This is a genomic window from Mesorhizobium sp. WSM4935 (genome assembly GCF_029625735.1).
GTDB lineage: Bacteria > Pseudomonadota > Alphaproteobacteria > Rhizobiales > Rhizobiaceae > Mesorhizobium.
This window is the reverse complement of sequence record NZ_JARTVR010000008.1, coordinates 239,582-258,145: the sequence shown is the minus strand read 5'-3', so window position 1 is coordinate 258,145 and position 18,564 is coordinate 239,582. Positions and strand designations below refer to the sequence as shown.

Annotated in this window: 22 protein-coding genes; 7 read left to right on the top strand and 15 right to left on the bottom strand. The window is 63.5% G+C overall.

Annotated elements, in window-relative coordinates; genetic code table 11:
- Positions 1-269 precede the first annotated feature (269 nt).
- The 7 genes from P9273_RS20095 to P9273_RS20065 all read right to left on the bottom strand — a co-directional run bounded on the left by P9273_RS20095 (position 270) and on the right by P9273_RS20065 (position 5,851).
- Positions 270-761 carry a F0F1 ATP synthase subunit B gene (locus tag P9273_RS20095; RefSeq protein ID WP_041002532.1) on the bottom strand — a complete coding sequence of 164 codons (492 nt, stop codon included), beginning with the start codon at positions 759-761 and terminating at the stop codon, positions 270-272.
- Positions 762-772: 11 nt separating this feature from the next.
- The gene (locus P9273_RS20090) at positions 773-1,354 is read right to left on the bottom strand and encodes a F0F1 ATP synthase subunit B (RefSeq protein ID WP_278050452.1); all 582 of its coding nucleotides are present in this window, start codon (positions 1,352-1,354) and stop codon (positions 773-775) included.
- Between the two features lie 61 nt (positions 1,355-1,415).
- A complete protein-coding gene (locus P9273_RS20085; protein ID WP_027164582.1) occupies positions 1,416-1,640 on the bottom strand; it encodes a F0F1 ATP synthase subunit C in 225 nt (74 codons plus the stop codon).
- A 78-nt stretch (positions 1,641-1,718) separates the two neighbouring features.
- On the bottom strand, positions 1,719-2,480 hold the full coding sequence (locus tag P9273_RS20080) for a F0F1 ATP synthase subunit A (RefSeq protein ID WP_041002536.1): 762 nt from the start codon (positions 2,478-2,480) through the stop codon (positions 1,719-1,721).
- A 66-nt stretch (positions 2,481-2,546) separates the two neighbouring features.
- Positions 2,547-2,939: an AtpZ/AtpI family protein gene (locus P9273_RS20075; protein ID WP_041002538.1), complete on the bottom strand. Its 393-nt coding sequence runs from the start codon at positions 2,937-2,939 to the stop codon at positions 2,547-2,549.
- Positions 2,940-3,228: 289 nt separating this feature from the next.
- On the bottom strand, positions 3,229-4,410 hold the full coding sequence (locus P9273_RS20070) for a cell wall hydrolase (RefSeq protein WP_278050451.1): 1,182 nt from the start codon (positions 4,408-4,410) through the stop codon (positions 3,229-3,231).
- A gap of 172 nt (positions 4,411-4,582) precedes the next feature.
- Positions 4,583-5,851, bottom strand: coding sequence for an MFS transporter (locus P9273_RS20065; RefSeq protein ID WP_278050450.1), 1,269 nt, complete (start codon positions 5,849-5,851; stop codon positions 4,583-4,585).
- A gap of 114 nt (positions 5,852-5,965) precedes the next feature.
- Here P9273_RS20065 and P9273_RS20060 point away from each other — a divergent pair, with 114 nt between their 5' ends.
- A complete protein-coding gene (locus P9273_RS20060) occupies positions 5,966-6,886 on the top strand; it encodes a LysR substrate-binding domain-containing protein (RefSeq protein WP_278050449.1) in 921 nt (306 codons plus the stop codon).
- A 98-nt stretch (positions 6,887-6,984) separates the two neighbouring features.
- Here P9273_RS20060 and der read toward each other — a convergent pair whose 3' ends face one another.
- A complete protein-coding gene (gene der, locus P9273_RS20055) occupies positions 6,985-8,412 on the bottom strand; it encodes a ribosome biogenesis GTPase Der (RefSeq protein WP_278050448.1) in 1,428 nt (475 codons plus the stop codon).
- A gap of 6 nt (positions 8,413-8,418) precedes the next feature.
- Positions 8,419-9,084, bottom strand: coding sequence for a tetratricopeptide repeat protein (locus P9273_RS20050; RefSeq protein ID WP_040997945.1), 666 nt, complete (start codon positions 9,082-9,084; stop codon positions 8,419-8,421).
- 202 nt (positions 9,085-9,286) lie between these two features.
- On the opposite strand from P9273_RS20050, the gene P9273_RS20045 reads away from it, so the two are divergent.
- Positions 9,287-10,297: a polysaccharide deacetylase family protein gene (locus P9273_RS20045; protein ID WP_278050447.1), complete on the top strand. Its 1,011-nt coding sequence runs from the start codon at positions 9,287-9,289 to the stop codon at positions 10,295-10,297.
- Between the two features lie 13 nt (positions 10,298-10,310).
- On the opposite strand, the gene sbmA is transcribed toward P9273_RS20045, so the two are convergent.
- The 3 genes from sbmA to P9273_RS20030 form a co-directional block, all read right to left on the bottom strand.
- Positions 10,311-11,573: a peptide antibiotic transporter SbmA gene (gene sbmA / locus P9273_RS20040; protein WP_278050446.1), complete on the bottom strand. Its 1,263-nt coding sequence runs from the start codon at positions 11,571-11,573 to the stop codon at positions 10,311-10,313.
- 122 nt (positions 11,574-11,695) lie between these two features.
- Positions 11,696-12,811 (bottom strand): YbfB/YjiJ family MFS transporter, encoded by a 1,116-nt coding sequence (locus tag P9273_RS20035; protein ID WP_442920246.1) that lies wholly within the window; start codon positions 12,809-12,811, stop codon positions 11,696-11,698.
- Positions 12,812-12,949: 138 nt separating this feature from the next.
- Entirely contained in the window at positions 12,950-13,150 is a 201-nt protein-coding gene (locus P9273_RS20030) for a hypothetical protein (protein ID WP_278050444.1), read from the bottom strand.
- Between the two features lie 97 nt (positions 13,151-13,247).
- Between P9273_RS20030 and P9273_RS20025 the strand changes: the two genes are divergently transcribed.
- The 3 genes from P9273_RS20025 (at position 13,248) to P9273_RS20015 (ending at position 15,920) form a co-directional block, all read left to right on the top strand.
- Positions 13,248-14,162, top strand: coding sequence for a LysR substrate-binding domain-containing protein (locus P9273_RS20025; RefSeq protein WP_278050443.1), 915 nt, complete (start codon positions 13,248-13,250; stop codon positions 14,160-14,162).
- A gap of 126 nt (positions 14,163-14,288) precedes the next feature.
- Positions 14,289-15,545: an aminopeptidase gene (locus tag P9273_RS20020; RefSeq protein WP_278050442.1), complete on the top strand. Its 1,257-nt coding sequence runs from the start codon at positions 14,289-14,291 to the stop codon at positions 15,543-15,545.
- A 24-nt stretch (positions 15,546-15,569) separates the two neighbouring features.
- Positions 15,570-15,920, top strand: coding sequence for a DUF488 domain-containing protein (locus P9273_RS20015; protein WP_278050441.1), 351 nt, complete (start codon positions 15,570-15,572; stop codon positions 15,918-15,920).
- Positions 15,921-15,968: 48 nt separating this feature from the next.
- On the opposite strand, the gene P9273_RS20010 is transcribed toward P9273_RS20015, so the two are convergent.
- The gene (locus P9273_RS20010; RefSeq protein WP_278050440.1) at positions 15,969-16,322 is read right to left on the bottom strand and encodes an ArsC family reductase; all 354 of its coding nucleotides are present in this window, start codon (positions 16,320-16,322) and stop codon (positions 15,969-15,971) included.
- 171 nt (positions 16,323-16,493) lie between these two features.
- Between P9273_RS20010 and P9273_RS20005 the strand changes: the two genes are divergently transcribed.
- Together P9273_RS20005 and P9273_RS20000 are read left to right on the top strand one after the other, a co-directional pair.
- Positions 16,494-16,847, top strand: coding sequence for an ArsR/SmtB family transcription factor (locus P9273_RS20005; RefSeq protein WP_278050439.1), 354 nt, complete (start codon positions 16,494-16,496; stop codon positions 16,845-16,847).
- A complete protein-coding gene (locus P9273_RS20000) occupies positions 16,844-17,323 on the top strand; it encodes an SRPBCC family protein (RefSeq protein WP_278050438.1) in 480 nt (159 codons plus the stop codon). Before P9273_RS20005 ends, P9273_RS20000 begins: the two co-directional genes overlap by 4 nt.
- Positions 17,324-17,418: 95 nt before the next feature.
- Here P9273_RS20000 and P9273_RS19995 read toward each other — a convergent pair whose 3' ends face one another.
- Both P9273_RS19995 and P9273_RS19990 read right to left on the bottom strand, forming a co-directional pair.
- Entirely contained in the window at positions 17,419-17,772 is a 354-nt protein-coding gene (locus P9273_RS19995) for a SnoaL-like domain-containing protein (protein ID WP_278050437.1), read from the bottom strand.
- Positions 17,773-17,903: 131 nt separating this feature from the next.
- Positions 17,904-18,539, bottom strand: a complete 636-nt coding sequence (locus P9273_RS19990; RefSeq protein ID WP_278050436.1) for a 2'-5' RNA ligase family protein — start codon at positions 18,537-18,539, stop codon at positions 17,904-17,906.
- Positions 18,540-18,564: the final 25 nt, after the last annotated feature.

Below are 18,564 nucleotides of genomic sequence, written 5' to 3'. Positions count from 1 at the left end.
GAAAACTTCTCGTCATCCTCAACGCAAAAGCACGCGACGCGAGAACCGAGTTCGCAAATGCAACTTGACAGCCCAGACAGTCGCTCTCCCCACATTCGTGGGGCGAGGAACCTTGATCCTCCGCGCCGTGATCCTTGGCGCCCCCTCTGCCCTGCGGGGCACCTCCCCCACAAGGGGGAGATCAGCAGTTCAGGCCCCCCGCCCCTCCGACAACAAAAAAGCCGCCGGGTTGCCCAGGCGGCTTTTGATTTCGAAATTTCTACGCAAGCTCAGTTCAGCTTGGCCTTCACGTCGTTGAGCGCCGACTTGAACAGGTCGGCACCCGCTTTGGCGTCGACCTTGGCGGCGAGCAGGGCGCGGGCGGCTTCGACGGCGATGTCGACGGCCGAGGCGCGCACCTCGCTGACGGCCTCGCGCTCGGCCTGGCTGATCTTCTGCTCGGCAAGCGCGGTGCGCCGGGCGACATAGTCCTCAGTCTTCTTGGCCGCTTCGGAAGCGAGCAGCTCAGCCTCGCGCTTGGCGGCGGCGACGATGTCGGCGGCCTCCTTCTCGGCTTCCTTGCGCTTCTGCTGATACTGGCCGAGCAGTTGCTGGGCCTCTTCGCGCAGGCGCCGTGCTTCCTCGAGCTCGCTGCTGATCTTGGCCGCGCGGGCATCGAGCGACTTGGCGAGCATGCCAGGCACCCTCAGATAGATGACGGCGCCGAGAAAGATGATCAGGGCGACGGTGGCCCAGAGCGTGGCGAGTGATGTGGCGTCCATAATTCCGCTCCTCACCGGCTCGCGGATTTGACCGCGGCCGCGATCTCGGACTTGTCGGTCTTGCCGCCGACGAGCGCCTCGACGATGGCCGACGTCGTATCCTCGGCGATCGTGCCGACTTCCTTCATCGCCTTGGCTTTGATCGAGGCGATGCTCGCCTCGGCCTCGCCAAGCTTCTTCTCGAGCTCGGCCTCGAGCTTCTTGCGCGTGCTCTCGGCATCCGCCTTGGCGGCGTCGCTTGCCTGCTGGCCGATCTTATTTGCGTTGGCCTTCGCCTCCGCCAGTTCCTGCTCATAGGCGGCAACGGCGGCATCCGCCTCGCCCTTCAGCCTTGCGGCATGGTCGAGGTCCTGCGTGATGCGTTCGTTGCGGACATCGATGATGCCGCCAAGACGCGGCATCACAACGCGCTTCAGGAACAGGTAGAACAGCCCGAAGGTGATGACCAGCCACAGAATCTGCGACGGGAAGGTCTTGGCATCGAATGGCGGGAACGCTTCATGCTCCGCGGCAGGCACAGCCGTGCCCGCATGCGTATCGCCCTCGGCCGCGGCCGGCGCTGTTTCTTGCGCATAGGCAGATGTCACGAACATCTCATTCCCCTGTCCATGGAACGGGGCCGCACCATGCGGCCCCTTTCGTCAGCTCTCAATCTTACTTGAAGACCAGGAGCAGAGCGATCAGGAGCGAGAAGATGCCCAGAGCTTCGGTCACGGCGAAGCCGAAGATCAGGCGACCGAACTGGCCGTCGGCGGCCGACGGGTTGCGGAGCGCACCCGAGAGGTAGCTGCCGAAGATGTTGCCGAGGCCGATGCCCGCGCCGCCCATGCCGATGCAGGCGATACCAGCGCCGATAGCAGCTGCTGCAGTTGCGTCCATTTCAAAACTCCTGTGGTTTGCTTGTTCGTTGCAGTTGGTACGTTGGGATGCTGGCGCCGGGGCGCCGGTGAAAATCGATCAGTGGCTCGGGTGCAGGGCGTCGTTCAGATACATGCAGGTCAGCACCGCGAAGACATAGGCCTGCAGGAAGGCGACAAGCAGTTCGAGCGCGGAGAGCGCGACCGCCATGGCAAGCGGCAGGACCGAGCCGGCGATGCCGACAGCGCCCAGCGCGCTGAGGCTGACGACGAAGCCCGAGAACACTTTCAGGGTAATGTGGCCGGCCAGCATGTTGGCGAAAAGACGAACCGAGAGGCTGACCGGGCGAGAGACGAAGGAGATAACTTCGATCGCCACCACCAGCGGCAGAAGATAACCCGGCACACCATGCGGCACGAACAGCTTGAGGAAGCCGAGGCCGTGCTTGGCGAAGCCGTAGACGATGACGGTGCCGATGACCAGGATCGCCAGCGTGAAGGTAACGATGATGTGGCTGGTGACGGTGAAGAAATAGGGGAAGAGGCCGATCAGGTTGGCGACCAGCACGAACATGAACAGCGAGAACACCAGCGGGAAGAACTGCATGCCTTGCTTGCCGGCGGCATCGCGCAGCATGTTGCCGACGAACTCATAGGCCATCTCCGAGACCGACTGCAGGCGGCCCGGAATGAGCGCGCGGCTGGCGGTGCTCATATAGAGAAAGGCCGAAGCCAGCACGATCGTCACGACCATGAACAGGGAAGAGTTGGTGAACGAGACGTCGTAGCCGCCGATATGCAGCGGGATGATCGGATGGATCTGGAACTGGTGGATCGGATCGACCTTGTCAGCAGCAGCCACTTTAAATCCCCGTCAAAGCCACAACCGGCTTCTTAAGTTCACTTCAGCGCCTTGCGGCGCCCCACTTCATTCTTTCGGCTCGCGCGGCTTGCCGCCCTGGCCGAATTCGGATGCCAGTCCCGCCGAGCGCAGGACATTGAGTATACCGGCGCCAAAGCCCAGCAGCAGGCCGACGATCAGACCCCAGGGCGCCGTTCCCACCAGGCGGTCGATGATCCAGCCCAAGCCGACACCGACCACCACCCCGGCGATGAATTCGCTGGACAGTTTCAGCGCCTGACCGTAACCGGTCGCAGCTTTCGCTTCGTCTTTCCCCTCGAGCCGGTCCGTGCGTCTCGTCGCAAGCGATGCTTCGAGATCGCGCCGGCGGCGCTCAAGTTCGTCGTCGCGGATGGTGGCTTCTGGCTGCCTGCCGCGGCCGGTTTCTCCGGTTCCGTCTGGCCCGGTTTTGTCGGCCATCGTAACCCCCCTGCCCGGGCAGACGATTGCCGTCCGTCCGCTTCTAAAGTCGCCGGCAACATAGTTAGAGGGTCCGCGCCCGTCAAGCCACGGGCCGAACTTCCAAGCGATGTATTTTTTGCAATTAAATCAGTGGCTTATCGAGGTGCGACATCGTGCCCTTCACGCCCGCGTGAGGTGATGGCGCGAATCCGCGCAACAAGCCGCGTCCGCCGGGGCACGCCAAGTCTCGGGAGAAGGACAGCCGCGGGCGTCGTTCAGGCGGCTCGGCTCGAGCCGCCCAACCGGCTCAGCTCCAGCCGCCGCCATAGGTGCGGTAGAAGATATGCAGGCCGATCCTGGTCATGCGCTGCATGGCGCGCGCCCAGCCGGGATGGACGTAATTGGCGTAGTAATGCGTCGACGAGCCGACCTCGGGAATGAAGATCTTGCCGGCGGTCACCGCCATGGCGACCTCCTGGGCGGTCCTGTAGGAAGCCCGGTCGGTGATGGTCTTCTTCCTGCCGTCGCAGGCAAAGGAGAACTGGCAGCGGTTGAACCAGTCGTCGTTCTGGTAGACGACGCCGCAGATCGTCTTCGGATAGGCCGGGTTGCGGACGCGGTTCAGGATCACCTGCGCCACCGCGGCCTGGCCGCGCACGGGCTCACTGCGCGCCTCGAAATAGATGCCCTTGGCGAGGCATTCCTGTTCCTGCTTGGAGAAGACGGCCGCTGGCAAAGGAGTCTGCATCCACGCGTGGTCACCCTTGCCCATCGGCGGAATGAAGCGGCCGTTGTTCGGATCGTCCTGCAGCAGCGCCTCGAAAGGCGAAGCCTTGGCGTAGTCGGGCGCGGACTCGGCGTAGGCGGTGGCCAGGATGTCCGGCTTGTCGTTGTTGACGAGGGCGACAAGCGCCGCCGGCAGATCCGGATCCGGCTTCTTGTCCTCGCGCAAATGGAAGGCCTGGGCGATCTGGACTTCCTTGCCCTTGATGCCGGGCTTGGCGAAGGTGAGCTTCAGCCCGCTGTCCATCGCGGGACGCAGCAGCGAGGAGGTGCGCTCGAAAATCGAGCCGGCGCTGAAATTCTTCGGCGGCGCGACCGGCGAGACCTGGACGAGGCGGCCCTTCTTGTCGGCGCGCACTACCCGATCCTCATCGGGCGTCGCGCCGGCGGCGCTGCCCTTGCCGCGGAAGGCGACGGTGCCCACGCCCGGTAAATTCACGCCGGAGCCGGAGAGCGAACCGGTGACGGTGGAATCCACGAACGGCATTTCGGCGGCATGCACCGAGCCGGCGGCGGATTTCTCTATATAGGCGTTCCAGCGGATGTTGGACGATTCCAGGCCGGAGATCAGGCTCGCCATATCCTGATAGGCAACAGCCGACGGAAAGCCGATCCAAATGCCGAGCCCGAGCACCAAAGGAGATAGGAAGGAACGTTTTTTCGCAACGGCGGCAGCGGCAAGCCGCAATGAAACGCGTCGATGCACGGAACTCTCTCCAGAACGCTACTGACCCCGGAGAGCCAAAATGAAGCATTAACCTTGATGCGGGGTTAACGACATCGATCATGTTCTTTGCATGTTTGAGGAAGCCGGCTTTGCGATTTCACGGCGGGCCGACGAAGAATCGGGCCTCTGCGAGTGCATCAGCGTCAGTGAATCAGGCCTGGCGCAGGAAGATCGGCCAGGCGAGCGCCGCGCAGACCGCAGCCGACAGCCACACGCCCGGCCAAGCAAAGGCCACCAAGATCCACGGGATGGCGATCGGCACAAGGCAGAAGCCGATGAAGACAAAGCTGTTGGCCAGGCTGAGCGCGGTACCGACATGGCCGGCGCCGGCCAGCGTGGCAAGCTCGGTATAGGCAACGCCGTGCCAGGCGGAGACGGATATGCCGGCGAAGACAACCATCGGCGGCAGCAGCGGCACCAGCAACGGCGCGCCAGAGGCGCCGATCACCAGCAGCCACAGCATCAGGAAGGCCAAGGCGCTCAACGCGCCGCAGAATTTCAGGAACGGCCGGCGGTTGCCGTGGCGGTCGGTGAAGCGCCCGCTCCAGACGCGCATCACCATGGCGCCGGTCTGCACCGCGGCGAGGCTGGCGCTGGTCACCCACGTGCCCATGCCGGCAAAGTCATGCAGGAAGACCGAGGCGAAGGTCAGCACCGCGACCTGCGGGAAGCAGAGCAGGCCGATGGCGGTCGAGATGCGCCACACCTCGATGTTGCGCAGCGGCGCCGGGCCAGTTGTCGCGGCGGCGGCGCGAGGCGCGCTTTCGACCGGCGGTTCATGCAGCCAGCGCCAGGCAAAATAGGCCGAGAGCGCGGAGACGGCCGCGAGCAGGCCGAAGACCGCGGTGAAGCCCAGGGCCAGCGCCAGCGAAGGCAGGACGAGCGCGCCCAGCCCGCCGCCGAGCGGCACCGCGGTCTGCCTGATGCTCATGGCAAAGCCACGCTCGCCCTCGCCGAACCAGCCCATGATAGCGCGGCCGCTGGAGCCGTTGACGCTGCCGCCGAGCAGGCCGGCGACGAGCAGACTGGCCGACAGCAGCGCGACACCGGGAACCGCCATTTTCGTCGGCACGACGAGCAGCGCCATGATGAAGAGCCATGCGGCCGTCGCGCCAAGCCCGATCAAGAGCACGCGGCGGTCGCCCCAGCGGTCGGTGAGCACGCCCCACGGCAGTTCGCTCAGCGCCACGCCGAGCCCGAGCAGCCCGAGCGCGAGGCCCAGCGAAGCATTGTCGAGATGGTAACCCTGGCGCATCACCACTGCCGTTGCCGGGATGCCGGAGAAGGTGGCGGAGAAACCGGCATTGGCCGCGACGCCGATGCCCAGCACCTTCCAGCGATGATTGGGGCCGAAGGCGCGGTGGGCGGAGGCGCGTGCATCAGGCGGTTGACAGTCATTGCGTGTGATGATGGCGGACATGATTCCCTTCCGTGACGGCCGGCTGACGGCTTGACGGACCGGATGTAGCGCCATAGCTTCATCCATAAAATCAGGAAGTTTTTGATCAACAATCCTGAAAATCAGGACAATCTCATGCGCCGCGTCACGTTCGACCTCGATGTCCTCAGAACCTTCGTCACCGGCATGGAACTGGGCAGCTTCGCCAAAGCGGCCGAACGGCTGGGACGCTCGACGTCGGCCGTCAGCGCGCAACTGAAGAAGCTCGAAGAGCAGGCCGCGACGCCGGTTTTCCGCAAGGCGGGGCGCGGACTGGCGCTGACCGAAGCCGGCGAGACGATGCTTGGCTATGCGCGGCGGCTGATCGAGCTCAACGACGAGGCAGCCTCCGCCATCCGCGATGTCGAGCTGGAAGGATGGGTGCGGCTCGGCCTGCAGGAGGATTTCGGCGAGTCGGTGCTGCCGGATGTGCTCGGCCGCTTCGCCCGCGCTCATCCCAAGGTGCGGATCGAAGCGCGGATCGGACGCAGCCACGATCTTGCCGAGCGCGTCCTGTCAGGCAATCTCGACATCGCGCTCGCCTGGCATGACGGCACGACCCTGCCCTATAGCCGGCATGTCGCCGACGTGCAGGCGCGCTGGATCGGCCCGGCCAAGCCGATCGAGGCGGGTCAGCGCAACGGCGAGCCGCTGCCATTGGTGGTGTTCGAGGCGCCGTGCCTCTTGCGTACCGTCGCGACGGAGACGCTCGACCGCGCGGGCATGCCCTGGCGCATGGCCTTCTCGAGCCCCAGCCTCGGCGGCATCTGGGCGGCGGTGGCGGCGGGGCTCGGTCTGACGATCCGCACCGATATCGGCCTGCCCGCCAATGTCAGGGCGATCGCGCCGGGCGTGCTCGGGCTGCCGGCGCTCCCAATGATGGCGCTGCACCTGCACCAGAAGGACGCCGAGCTCGACCCGGTGGCGGCGCGGCTTGCGGAGATTCTTTTGCAGGCGGCGCTGGAGACGCTGCCAGAGGGGGCGGAGGTGAAGGAGAGGCTGCGGGAAGTGGCCTAGTTTCTCGGCCGACGCCTCACGCCTTCGTCATTCTATGGCGAAGCAAGGAGCGAAGCCCGTGGATGACGAGGCATCAGTGTCGGCGCTAGCCTCAGAAGTCACCGCCTCTTCGCCCGGCCCGCAAACGGATTGTCCGAGGTGCGCAACGCCATGCGGATCGGCACGCCGGGCATGTCGAAGGCCTCGCGCAAGCTGTTGGTCAGATAGCGGACATAGGATTGCGGCATCGCGTCCGGGCGCGAGCAGGAGACGACGAAGCCCGGCGGGCGGGTCTTGGCCTGGGTGACATATTTGATCTTCAGCCGGCGGCCGGCGACGGCGGGCGGCGGGTGATGCGCGAGGATGCCTTCCAGCCAGCGGTTGAGCTTGCCAGTGGAGACGCGGCTGTTCCAGACCCTGTGCGTCTTGATGACGCTTTCCATCAGCTTGTCGAGGCCGCGCCCGGTCTCGGCCGAGACCGTCACCGCCTGGATGCCGCGCACCTGCGGCAGGAGCCGCTCGGTCTTTTCGCGCAGCTCGGCCAGCAATTCCTGCGGATTGTCGATCAGGTCCCATTTGTTGAAAGCGATCACCGGCGCCCTGCCCTCGCGGACGATGAGATCGGCGATCTGCAGGTCCTGCTTCTCGAAGGGAATGGTGGCATCGAGCACGATGATGACGATCTCGGCGAAGCGGATGGCGCGCAGGCCATCCTGCACCGAGAGCTTCTCGAGCTTCTCCTGCACCTTCGACTTGCGCCGCATGCCGGCCGTGTCGAACAGTTTTATGCGGCGGCCGCGCCAGTCCCAGTCGACCGAGATCGAATCGCGCGTGATGCCGGCTTCCGGACCGGTGAGTAGCCGCTCCTCGCCGATCAGCGCATTGATCAGCGTCGACTTGCCGGCGTTGGGGCGGCCGACGACGGCGATGCGCAGCGGCTTGGTGTCGTCATAGGCGGGTTCGGCGTCCGGGTCGGCGATGTCCTCGCCGATCAGCACCTCGCTGGCGGCGATCTCATCGCTCTCGGCTTCATCCTCACCGAGCGCGCGCTCTTCGCCCAAGGCTTCGACCACCGCGTCGCGCAGGTCCGGCATGCCCTGGCCGTGCTCGGCCGAGACCGGGATCGGCTCGCCGAGACCGAGTTCCCAGGCCTCCAGCAGTCCTCCTTGAGCGCCGCGCGCCTCGGCCTTGTTGGCCACGAGCACCACCGGCTTGCCGGATTTGCGCACCACTTCGGCGAAGGTGAGGTCGTCCGGCATCAGGCCGGATTTGGCGTCGACCGTGAAGAAGATGAGGTCCGCCTCGCGGATGGCGATCTCGGTCTGCTGGCGCATGCGGCCGGGCAGCGTCGAGGCGGCCGCGTCCTCGAAGCCGGCTGTGTCGATGACGTCGAAATGGAGATCGTAGAGCTTCGCCGCATGGACGCGGCGATCGCGCGTCACACCAGGCGTGTCGTCGACAAGCGCCAGCTTCTTTCCGACCAGCCGATTGAAAAGAGTCGATTTGCCGACGTTAGGCCGGCCGATGATGGCGACTTTGAAGCCCATCCAGGATCACGACACGTTGCCCGACCCGCGGATCAGCTCGGACATTAACTGCGCCCGCTGGCGCACATTGCGCGGGGCGGCTTCGTCCGAAGAGATCTGGTCGAACAGTTTGAGCGCATCCGCCGACTTGCCGTCCTTCCAGGCGGCAAGGCCGAGCGCCTCGCGCGCCGAATGGCGCAGCGGATTGGTGTCGGCGGTGAGTGCCTCGACGCGGCTGGAGACATCGGCGTAAGAGCCGTGATCGACGAGCAGCAGCGCCGCCCTCAGCCGCGCGATGTCGCGAATGCCGGCGGGAATGGCGTTGTCGGCGGCGACCTCGTCGAAATCCTTGACCGCGCCATCGACATCGCCCTTGTCGGCTTTGACGGTCGCGGCGCGCATGCGGGCGAGCAGCGGATAGGCGCCGTAGCCGTCCTTTTCCAGCTGATCGAGCGCGGCGATCGCCTCGTCGTTCTTGCCGTCATTGGCAAGCTTGAGGGCCTGGGAGAAGGCATCGCCCGAACGGTTGGCGCGGGTCTCGTCCCAATAGCGGTAGCCGACGACGGCGGCCGTTCCCAGCACGATCAAGATTGCGATGCCGAGAATGGCCGGACCAAAACGATCCCACAGCGCCTGTGCCTGCTCGCGACGAATCTCTTCGTTGACTTCGCGGATAAAACTGTCGTCCGACATCAATCAAAACCACTGCTGCCCCGGAAGGGGGCGCTTCTTGAGCCCCGCGTTTTAGCGAAATTTTGTCGGCATGGAAGAGGGCGAGCCGGAAAATCGGCTGGGAATGCCGGCGCCCGTTGAGCTTGCCCGAACGTAACCGCGCCACATTTGCGCGATAGCCGGCTTCCGATCAGCGGGAGACGCTTCCGCCAAAAGGTTGCCAATGCTTCGTTCGTACCGCGTCCTTGCATTCAGTCTCGCCTCGCTCGCCTCGGCCAATGCCGCCTTCGCCGATCCGCCGAAATCGCCAGCCGCTTTGCCGGCCAAAGCCAAGCAGGTGGTGCTGATCTCTTTCGACGCCGCCCGCGAGATCTCGCAATGGCAACGCAGCCGGGCGCTCGCAAAGCGCACGGGCGCGCATTTCACCTATTTCCTGTCCTGCGTCTTCCTGCTCTCGCCGGAGACGCGGCAGGACTATGCCGGCCCCGGCAAGGCCGCCGGCAAATCCAATGTCGGCTTCGGCGCCTCGAAACAGGATGTCGCGGACCGGCTCGAGCAGATCCGGCTGGCGGCGGCCGAAGGCCACGACATCGGCAGCCATGCCTGCGGCCATTTCGACGGCAAGGACTGGAGCAAGGCGGACTGGCTGGCCGAATTCGCGTCCGCGCGGCGCATTTTCGAAAACGCCTATGCGATCAACGGCATCGCGGAACCGGCCGGCTGGCACGATTTCGCACATCACGCGCTGGTCGGGTTCCGCGCGCCTTATCTTTCAACGAACAAGGCGCTTTACGAAGCGCTGCCCGAGGCGGGCTTCCAGTATGACGCCAGCGGCGTCTCGAAAGGCCCGGCCGTGCCGCCGACCGTGAACCGCACAACCCGCTTCGCCCTGCCGCTTATCCCGGAGGGAGAGAAGGCGAAGCCGGTGGTCGCCATGGATTACAATCTCTATGTCCGCCACTCAGGCGGCACCGAGGAACCCGCCATGGCGGACGCATTCACCGAGCGCGCCTACCAGGCGTTCCGCGCCGCCTTCGATGCCGAGTATAACGGCAAGCGCCTGCCGCTGGAGCTCGGCTTCCACTTCACGCTGATGAATAACGGCGCCTACTGGAACGCGCTGGAGCGCTTCGCCGGCGAGGTCTGCATCAAAGCGGACGTCGAGTGCATCAGTTTCCGCGACTATGTAGAGCGGCAGCGCGTCGGGCAGGTGCAGGCGACGGCGGGCGGCTGAGCCGCCCATACCGTCAGGCCGGGTCGGGCTCCTCCGCCTCGCGCTCGAGATACCGCTGATCGATGTCAGGCAGGGGTTCGCCGTTGATAGTGGCTTCGAACGCACGCAGGCGCTTGTGAACTGACAAGAGCTCAACGATCGTCGACCAGGAAGTAACGAGATACTGGAATGAGCTTGTCACCTGGCTAAATGCCGAGTTGATCTGGTTTATAAGGCCCAATGTCAGCGCTCCTGCGATCATCGAAGGAACCATCAGAAACAAAGCGAATATAGTATTTAGCTGCAGGTACAGATAACGAACTACATTGAAATATACGTAATGAAAATAAAGTCGGAAGTAATTTTTGCGGACTTTTGAAAACAACTCAGAAACAGTCAGCGGCTGCGCTCTCGACGAATCATCCTCACCATAAACAAGTTCCTTTCGGTAAGCGGCCTCGACCCGCTGATTGCGGAACTGCAAACCAGGAAGCTTTATACCTGCTCCGGCAATGCATACAGTCCCGAATATAGCCCAGAATATTGCCGAAATAACAAGCGGCTGCGGCACTTGCCCAACGACCGGCAGAACTGTTATATGCTTTGAGTATGCCAGCAGTATCGGCATGAACGCGATCAACGTCATAATTGAGTCAATAAATGAGGTCCCAAGGTCTTCCATGATCTTGGAAAAACGCATCGTATCTTCCTGCACACGTTGAGAAGCTCCCTCGATATGGCGGAGTCTCGGCCAATAAGCCATGTAATGATCGTTCATAGCCGTGCGCCAACGGAACACCCAGTGACTGACAAAGAAATTAGTCAGAACGTAAACGGTAACCGCTACAAGAGCGATACCTAGGAAGGTTAATATTTGCGCGTAAACGTCCCACTCTGTGGCTTTTACGCTTTTACTCACAATACCTTGAATGAGGTCCCAGAACGGCCCATACCATGCATTGATAGCGACACTGACTTGGACCTGAAAATAGGTCGTGAACAGAATCAGCGAGCTGCCGAGGATCGACCAGCCATCCCACGGATGCGGAGAATACCAATGCCAGAAAGCATAGAATAGCAAAGCACCAGTGGCAAAGTAGATGTAAAACCAAAGGAATGGAGGCGACCAGAACACCGAAACGCCAATGATGGGCGGCCCGTCAGCTGCGGCGGGTGACAGCCCGATTAAACCGCCAATTTGCTCGCCACCCAAAAACCATACGGCCACCATAACCGCGCTCCAGATGGCTGCCGAGGTGAAGAAGAGCTTCGGCTGCGGGAAGAAGGATACGAACACTGTGGCGGGTTTCCTCGGTCTGACCGCAAATCAGCGGCGTTGCTGTTCGGTGAGCATAAGGTCACACATTAGGGTGAAAGAAAATGCCTGCCCGATGCTCGGCACCGAACAAGGGCCGCAAATCATGGCGATTTTGGCGCGGCCGACCAGGCAATGACGCCGGAGGCGAGAAGCGCGGCCGCCGCCATGATCGAGGCCAGCGTATAATTGCCCGACGCCTGGGCGAGCAGGCCGGCGGCGATCGGGCCGACGATCTGGCCGAGACCGAAGGCGGCGGTCATCACCGCGAAGATGCGGCGCGGCGCCTGCGGCGCAAGCTGCCTTGCCGTCTGCAGGCCGAGCGCGGTGATGGCGATGAAGGTGCCGCCGAGCAGCAGGCCGGCGAGCAGCGGCCCGGCGGCGCCCTTGACGGCGACGCTGGCGGTGACGCCGACGACCTCGATCAGGCAGGTCGCCGCGTAAGCGGCGTAGAGCCCGATGCGGCCGGCAAGCTTCTGCCACGCCCAAGTCGAAGGAAAGCCGGCAAGGCCGGCGACCATCCAGACAGTAGCCTCGAAGACACGTCCGCCGCCCCCTTGGCGCACGATGGCGACCAGGAAAGTGGCCGTCACCACATAGCCGAAGCCGAAAAGCCCGTAGGCGACGATCATCTTTACCAGCGACCTATCCTTCGGCAACGCCGGCTCCGGGCCATCGACGCCATTGGCCGGCGTGGTCGAGCCTGCAAGCAGCATGACGAGAAGCAGGCCGACCGCCGAAAGCGCTCCGGACCAGAGCCAGCCCGCGGCCCAATCCGCGTGCTCGGCGACGAGGACCGCCAGGAGCGCGGAGGAGACGGCAATGCCCAAGCCGACGCCGCCGAAATGCAGCGCCTGCAAGTCGTTACGGCCGGCCACGGCCAGATGGCTGAAGACGATGGAGGCCATGAACACCATGACGAAGGCGCTGGCGAGGCCAGCGAGGAAGCGGATGGCGAGGAAGGCGGCCATCGTCTCGGTGAGCCCCATGAGGGCTGCGAGCACGGCGCTGGCGGCAAGGCCGGCGAACATCAGCATGCGCTCGCGGCCATGCGCCCAGCCGCCGGCCGCGGCCAAAGCGCCGATGAGGTAGCCGAGATAGTTGGCGGAAGCGATCCAGCCCGCATCAGCCGGCGTCAGGTGCAGCCCCTCCATCATTCCCGGCAGGATGGGCGTATAGACGAAGCGGCCGATGCCCTGGGCGACGGCGAGCGAGACCATGCCGGCGAGAGCAAGACGCAGTGGGGCGAGATGCAAGGAAGATGGCGAGGCGTTCATTGCGGTGCACAATAAGAATGTGCGTCCGCGAAACAATGCGCTTGCGTTGGGCCAGCGCTGCCGGCAATCGGCCGGACGGCCTCAGAGACAGGTCGTGCCCCCAGTTTCGTATGCGGTGCGGCGGGCGGTCAGCCGGAAAGGCATATCGCCGAGCTCGCGCTCCGACATGGTGTCGAGCACCGGATGCGACAGCGGATCGGTGATCCAGCGGGCGATCTCGCCGTCGTCGCGCGGCCTCGCCTTGGTGCCGGAAAGCCCTTTCAGCAAAGATAAAATCTTCATGGGACGACCTCATAGCTGAAGGCTATTGCCTGCTAATTCTGCGCTTTTCGGTCGGCTTTCAATTGAGATTTCACTCCAAGAACTTTAGAAAAACTGAATGGCTATGCTCAATCGTGTCCATCTGAACGGCCTGCGCGCGGTGGAAACCGTCGCCCGGCTGGGATCGCTGGCGGGAGCGGCGGCCGAGTTGAACGTCTCGGTCAGCGCCGTCAGCCAGCAGGTCAAGCGCACGGAAAAGCAGTTGGGACAGGCGCTGTTCGAACGCACGCCGGGCGGGCTCGTGCCGACCGAATTCGGCGCCGTCTTCACGGCACGGCTCAGCGCGGGCTTCCGCGAACTCGCGCAAGCAGTGGCGCTGGCCGACGAGGCCAACGAATGCACGCTGGTCGTCTCGGTGGCGCCGGCCTTTGCCTCGAAATGGCTGCTGCCCCGGTTGTCGCGGCATTTCGCGCGGCATCCGAATGTGCTTTTGCGCATCGACGCATCGGCCAGGGTTGCCGATCTCGACCGCTCCGACATCGATGTCGCCATCCGGCTCGGCGACGGCAAATGGCCGGGCGACCGCGCCGAGCTTCTGCTTGCCCAGGAAGTGTTTCCGGTCTGCGCGCCCTCGATCGCGGCCAGGCTGAAATCGATCGGCGACCTGGCGCAGACCTGCGCAATCACCGACGAGCGAGCGATGTTCAGCTGGGACAGCTGGTTCGAGGCGGCCGGCGTCGAGTCGGTCACCTTCCAGAAGGGCGCGCGCTTCACCGATCCGATGCTTTGCCTGGAATCGGCGATCGCCGGCCATGGCGTGATGCTCGGCTGGCAATTGCTGACCGCCGACGCGCTGGCCGACGGCCGGCTGGTCGCGCCCTTCGGGATCAGGGCCGAGAGCGGGCTCGGCTACTGGCTGGTGACCTCGGCCTCCAAGAGCGAAAGCCCCAAGGTACGCGACTTCAAGGCCTGGATCCGCGAGGAGATCGAGGCGACCATGACGCAGTTCCGGGCGCTGGACAGCGCCGCATAACCGCTGGGCACTTTTCGATAATGCGGTGCATCATGCTTGAGAGCAGGCCCAGTCGATCGCGGTGGAAAGGTCAATCACAGCGGTCTATGTAAGGATGAGAGCCCCAACATAACGGCAGGCAGGATCATGACCACACATTCGCGCGGCGTTTCGGCAGGAATCGACCCGGTGAAGCTCGACAGGCTGGCCGAAGTCGCCGTCAAGGTCGGGCTGCAGCTGCAGCCCGGGCAGGATTTGGTGCTGACATCGTCGATCGCGGCGCTGCCGCTGACCCGCCGCATCGTCGAGCACGCCTATAAGGCCGGCGCCGGGCTGGTGACGCCGATCTTCAACGACGACGAGATCACGCTGGCGCGCTTCCGCTATGGCGCGGATGCCGGCTTCGACCGCGCCGCCGGCTGGCTCTACGAAGGCATGGCGAAGGCCTTCTCGAACAATGCGGCGCGGCTTGCGGTGCGCGGCGAGGACCCGTCGCTGCTCTCATCACAGGATCCGGCCAAGGTGGCGCGCGCCAACAAGGCGAACTCGATGGCCTACCAGCCGGCGCTGGAGAAGATCACCGGCTTCGACATCAACTGGAACATCGTCGCCTATCCCGACCTTGCCTGGGCTCGCCAAGTATTTCCGGGCGAGCCGGACGACGTCGCGGTAGTGAAGCTCGCCGACGCCATCTTCTCAGCCTCGCGGGTCGATGTCGAGGATCCGATCGGCAACTGGAAGGCGCACAACGCGACGCTGGCCGAGCGCACGAAATGGCTGAACGAACATAGTTTCCATGCGCTGCATTTCACCGGTCCGGGCACCGACCTGACCGTCGGGCTGGCGGATGGCCATGAATGGATGGGCGGCGCCTCGACGGCGAAGAACGGCATCACCTGCAACCCCAATATCCCGACCGAGGAGGTCTTCACTACGCCGCACGCAAGACGTGTCGAGGGCCACGTCTCCTCGACCAAGCCGCTCTCCTATCAGGGCACGCTGATCGATGAGATCTCGGTGCGCTTCGAAGGCGGGCGGATCGTCGAGGCCAAGGCTTCGAAGGGCGAGGACGTGCTGAAGAAGGTGCTCGATACCGACGAGGGCGCACGGCGTCTCGGCGAAGTGGCGCTGGTGCCGCATTCCTCGCCGATTTCGAAGAGTGGGCTGCTGTTCTTCAACACGCTGTTCGACGAGAACGCCGCCTGCCACATCGCGCTCGGGCAGTGCTATTCGAAATGCTTCGTCAACGGCGCCTCGCTCAGCCAGGACGAGATCGCCGAGCGCGGCGGCAATAAGAGCTTCATCCACATCGACTGGATGATCGGCTCGGACAAGATCGACATCGACGGCGTCGCCAAGGACGGCGGCCGCGTGCCGGTGATGCGCCAGGGCGAGTGGGCGTAGCTCCTCCCTTGTAAGGAGGTTGTGATGGCCTTCGACATAGCGGTGAAGCGCGTCTATGAGCCGCCGGCGAAAGCCGACGGTCAGCGAGTGCTGGTCGACCGCCTCTGGCCGCGCGGCCTCAGCAAGAAGGACGCCGAATTGACGCTGTGGCTGAAGGAGATCGCGCCGAGCGACGAACTGCGCAAATGGTTCGGGCACGAGCCGGAGCGCTGGGCCGAGTTCCAGAAGCGATACCGGACCGAGCTCGACGCCAACAAGGAAGCGGTGGCGCAGTTGCGTGGCATGCTGCGCGAGGGCAAGGTGACGCTGCTCTACGGCGCGCATGACGAGGCGCACAACAATGCGGTGGCGCTGGCGGAATACCTGCAGACGTAACGTTGAGATGCTGGCGGGACAGCGGAACGCGGCTGACGAAGATCGAACCTACTTGCTACCAACCGCGTCCTCGTAAACTTCGGGCTTGAACCCCACCAGGACCCGATCGCCCACCTCCAGAACCGGCCGCTTGATCATCGTCGGCTTGGCCAGCATCAGCTTCTTCGCCTTCTTCTCGTCCAGCCCCGCCTTGTCCGCTTCAGGCAGCTCGCGAAAAGTCGTGCTGCCCTTGTTGAGCAGCTTTTCCCAGCCGACCTTGCCGACCCAGCCGTTCAGTTTGCCGGCCTCGATTCCCTCGGCCCGGTAGTCATGGAACCGATAAGGCACGTCATGGCTCTCCAGCCAGACGCGCGCCTTCTTGATCGTGTCGCAGGTGGTGATGCCGTACATGGTGATGGTCAAGGCGGGCCTCTGTCGGATGGTTTCGAATCCGGCGGAAGCCTAGGCCGGCCCTGCAAGCTTTGCCAGCGCTTTGCTCCGGTGCGATTTTAGCGCTTGCCAATACTAAGGCTTTTTCCTAAGTATTTTCCGCAACGGACGTCCGACCACCAGGCGGTCCCGGAAGGAACAGCTATGAGCCTGCAGACAGCAAGCCAGAACCCGCCGCCCATCGACGGCATTTTTCGCGCGCTGGCCGACCCGACGCGACGGCGCGTGGTGGAGCGGCTGAACAGGAGCCCTGCCTCGGTCAGCGAACTGGCGGAGCCTTTCGGCATGGCGCTGCCCTCCTTCATCGAGCACCTCAAGGTGCTGGAAGGTTGCGGGCTGGTGCAGTCGCAAAAGGCCGGCCGGGTCAGGACTTACAGTCTGTCGCCCGAGCCGCTGAAGCTTGCCGAAAACTGGCTCGCCGAACAGCGCGCGCTGTGGGAGCGCCGCCTCGACCAGTTCGACGCCTATGTGATGAGCCTCAAGGAGAATGAAAAGTGAGCTATCCGTTCAAGCCGAATCCGAAACTGGACCTGACGCTGGAGCGCTTCCTCGACGCGCCGCGCGAACTCTTGTGGCACGCCTGGACGACGCCGGAGCATGTCAAGCAATGGTTCACGCCGAAGCCATGGGTCATCACCGATTGCGAGATCGACCTTCGGCCCGGCGGCCTCTTCCGCACCCGCATGCAGTCGCCCGACGGCAAGGAGGTCAGCGACCGCCATTGCTGCTATCTGGAGATCGCGCCGAACGAGCGGCTGGTGTGGACCGACGCCCTGCTGCCTGGCTACCGGCCGTCCGGCGAGCCCTTCATCACCGCGGTTATCGCGCTGACGCCAGAGGGTAAGGGCACACGCTACACCGCCACCGCCATTCATCGTGACGAGGCGACGCGCAACAGACATGAGGAGATGGGTTTCTTCGACGGCTGGGGCACAGTGGCCGACCAGTTGGCGGAGCATGTGAAGACGATTTGAGAAGCAGACATGGCGGCTTGGTATCATCCGAGGCCGCCATGCCTGATTTCTAAATTATGCTGCGAAGGGCGTTCGCAGCCCAAGGCCAGCAAGCCTCAGTAGTAGAACCGCTCTTCGGTGATCTTGCCGTTCTTGACGGTGTAGAGCCCAACCTCATCCATCTTGACGCGTTCGCCGGTCGATTTGGGCGTCACGTCGAAGCTGAAGCGCAAGGCGAACTGGTCGCCATTGACGTATGGCCCCTCGACCGAGCCCCCGTGAACCTCATGGTTCGCTTCCCACCACTCGCCCTTCTGCTTGACGGCCTCCTTGCCGTTGCACACGACCATCGGGCCTTCCATCGCTTCGTAGCTGACGATGTCGTCGGCATTGTATTTGGCGGCGGCGCCGTGGTTGTCGCCCCGCTTGAGGAGTTCGGTGAAATCCTTGGCAATTTCCGCAGTGGTCATGGGATCCTCCAGGTTCAGAACAGACATCAGGTAGTGACCGATTGTTCGCCTGCCACCGGTGGCTCGCTGCACAGGTGACAATTCGTGTCAGGATGGTGGCATGCGTCGACGATAAGGACGATTTGAGACGCTCACATGACGGCATGCGCGTCGTCCTGACCGCTTAATTGCCAACGCCTGATGACCTGATACCGATCTTGACGCAGGAAACTGTGCATCAATACGAATTCGCGCACGGTCCAACCGATCGGCTCAACTGCCCGCTCCTCAACTTTCGAAACGCGTGCTTTGTCACGCAGCAAAGTAACATGCGGCTCTATTGAATTCGGGACAGCCCGCTTTAACGGGCTATCCAAAAGTGCTGCCGTGAACGCCCGCCAAAAGGCTTCAAATTGTGGAATGCCATCACTTGCCCGCAGGACCAATGCACCACCGCCAAAGGACGACAGACGGTTGAAAGAGACATCAAAGACCTGGGCTCGTACAAGTGAGCCCGCATAACAGGCATCCTCAACCAGAAGCCTCGGCAAACCGTCGTAATCGCCGAGCATGGCAAGCGAGATATGACGATGACTGGGACGAATCCGCTTACCCCCGAGCCCCAGCTCTCGTTGCCAAGCCACGGCACGCGATTCCAAAATAGGGACGATCATCTGTTCGGCAAGAATGGCGAAGAATAACCGGTCGGTCGGATCATGACTGGCCAGATCCCACCGGAAAAAAGCTTGGCCGTTCCTGCCGATACCGTACCACGGTTCTCCGCTCATGGCTGATCCCTTTCGGATATCGTCC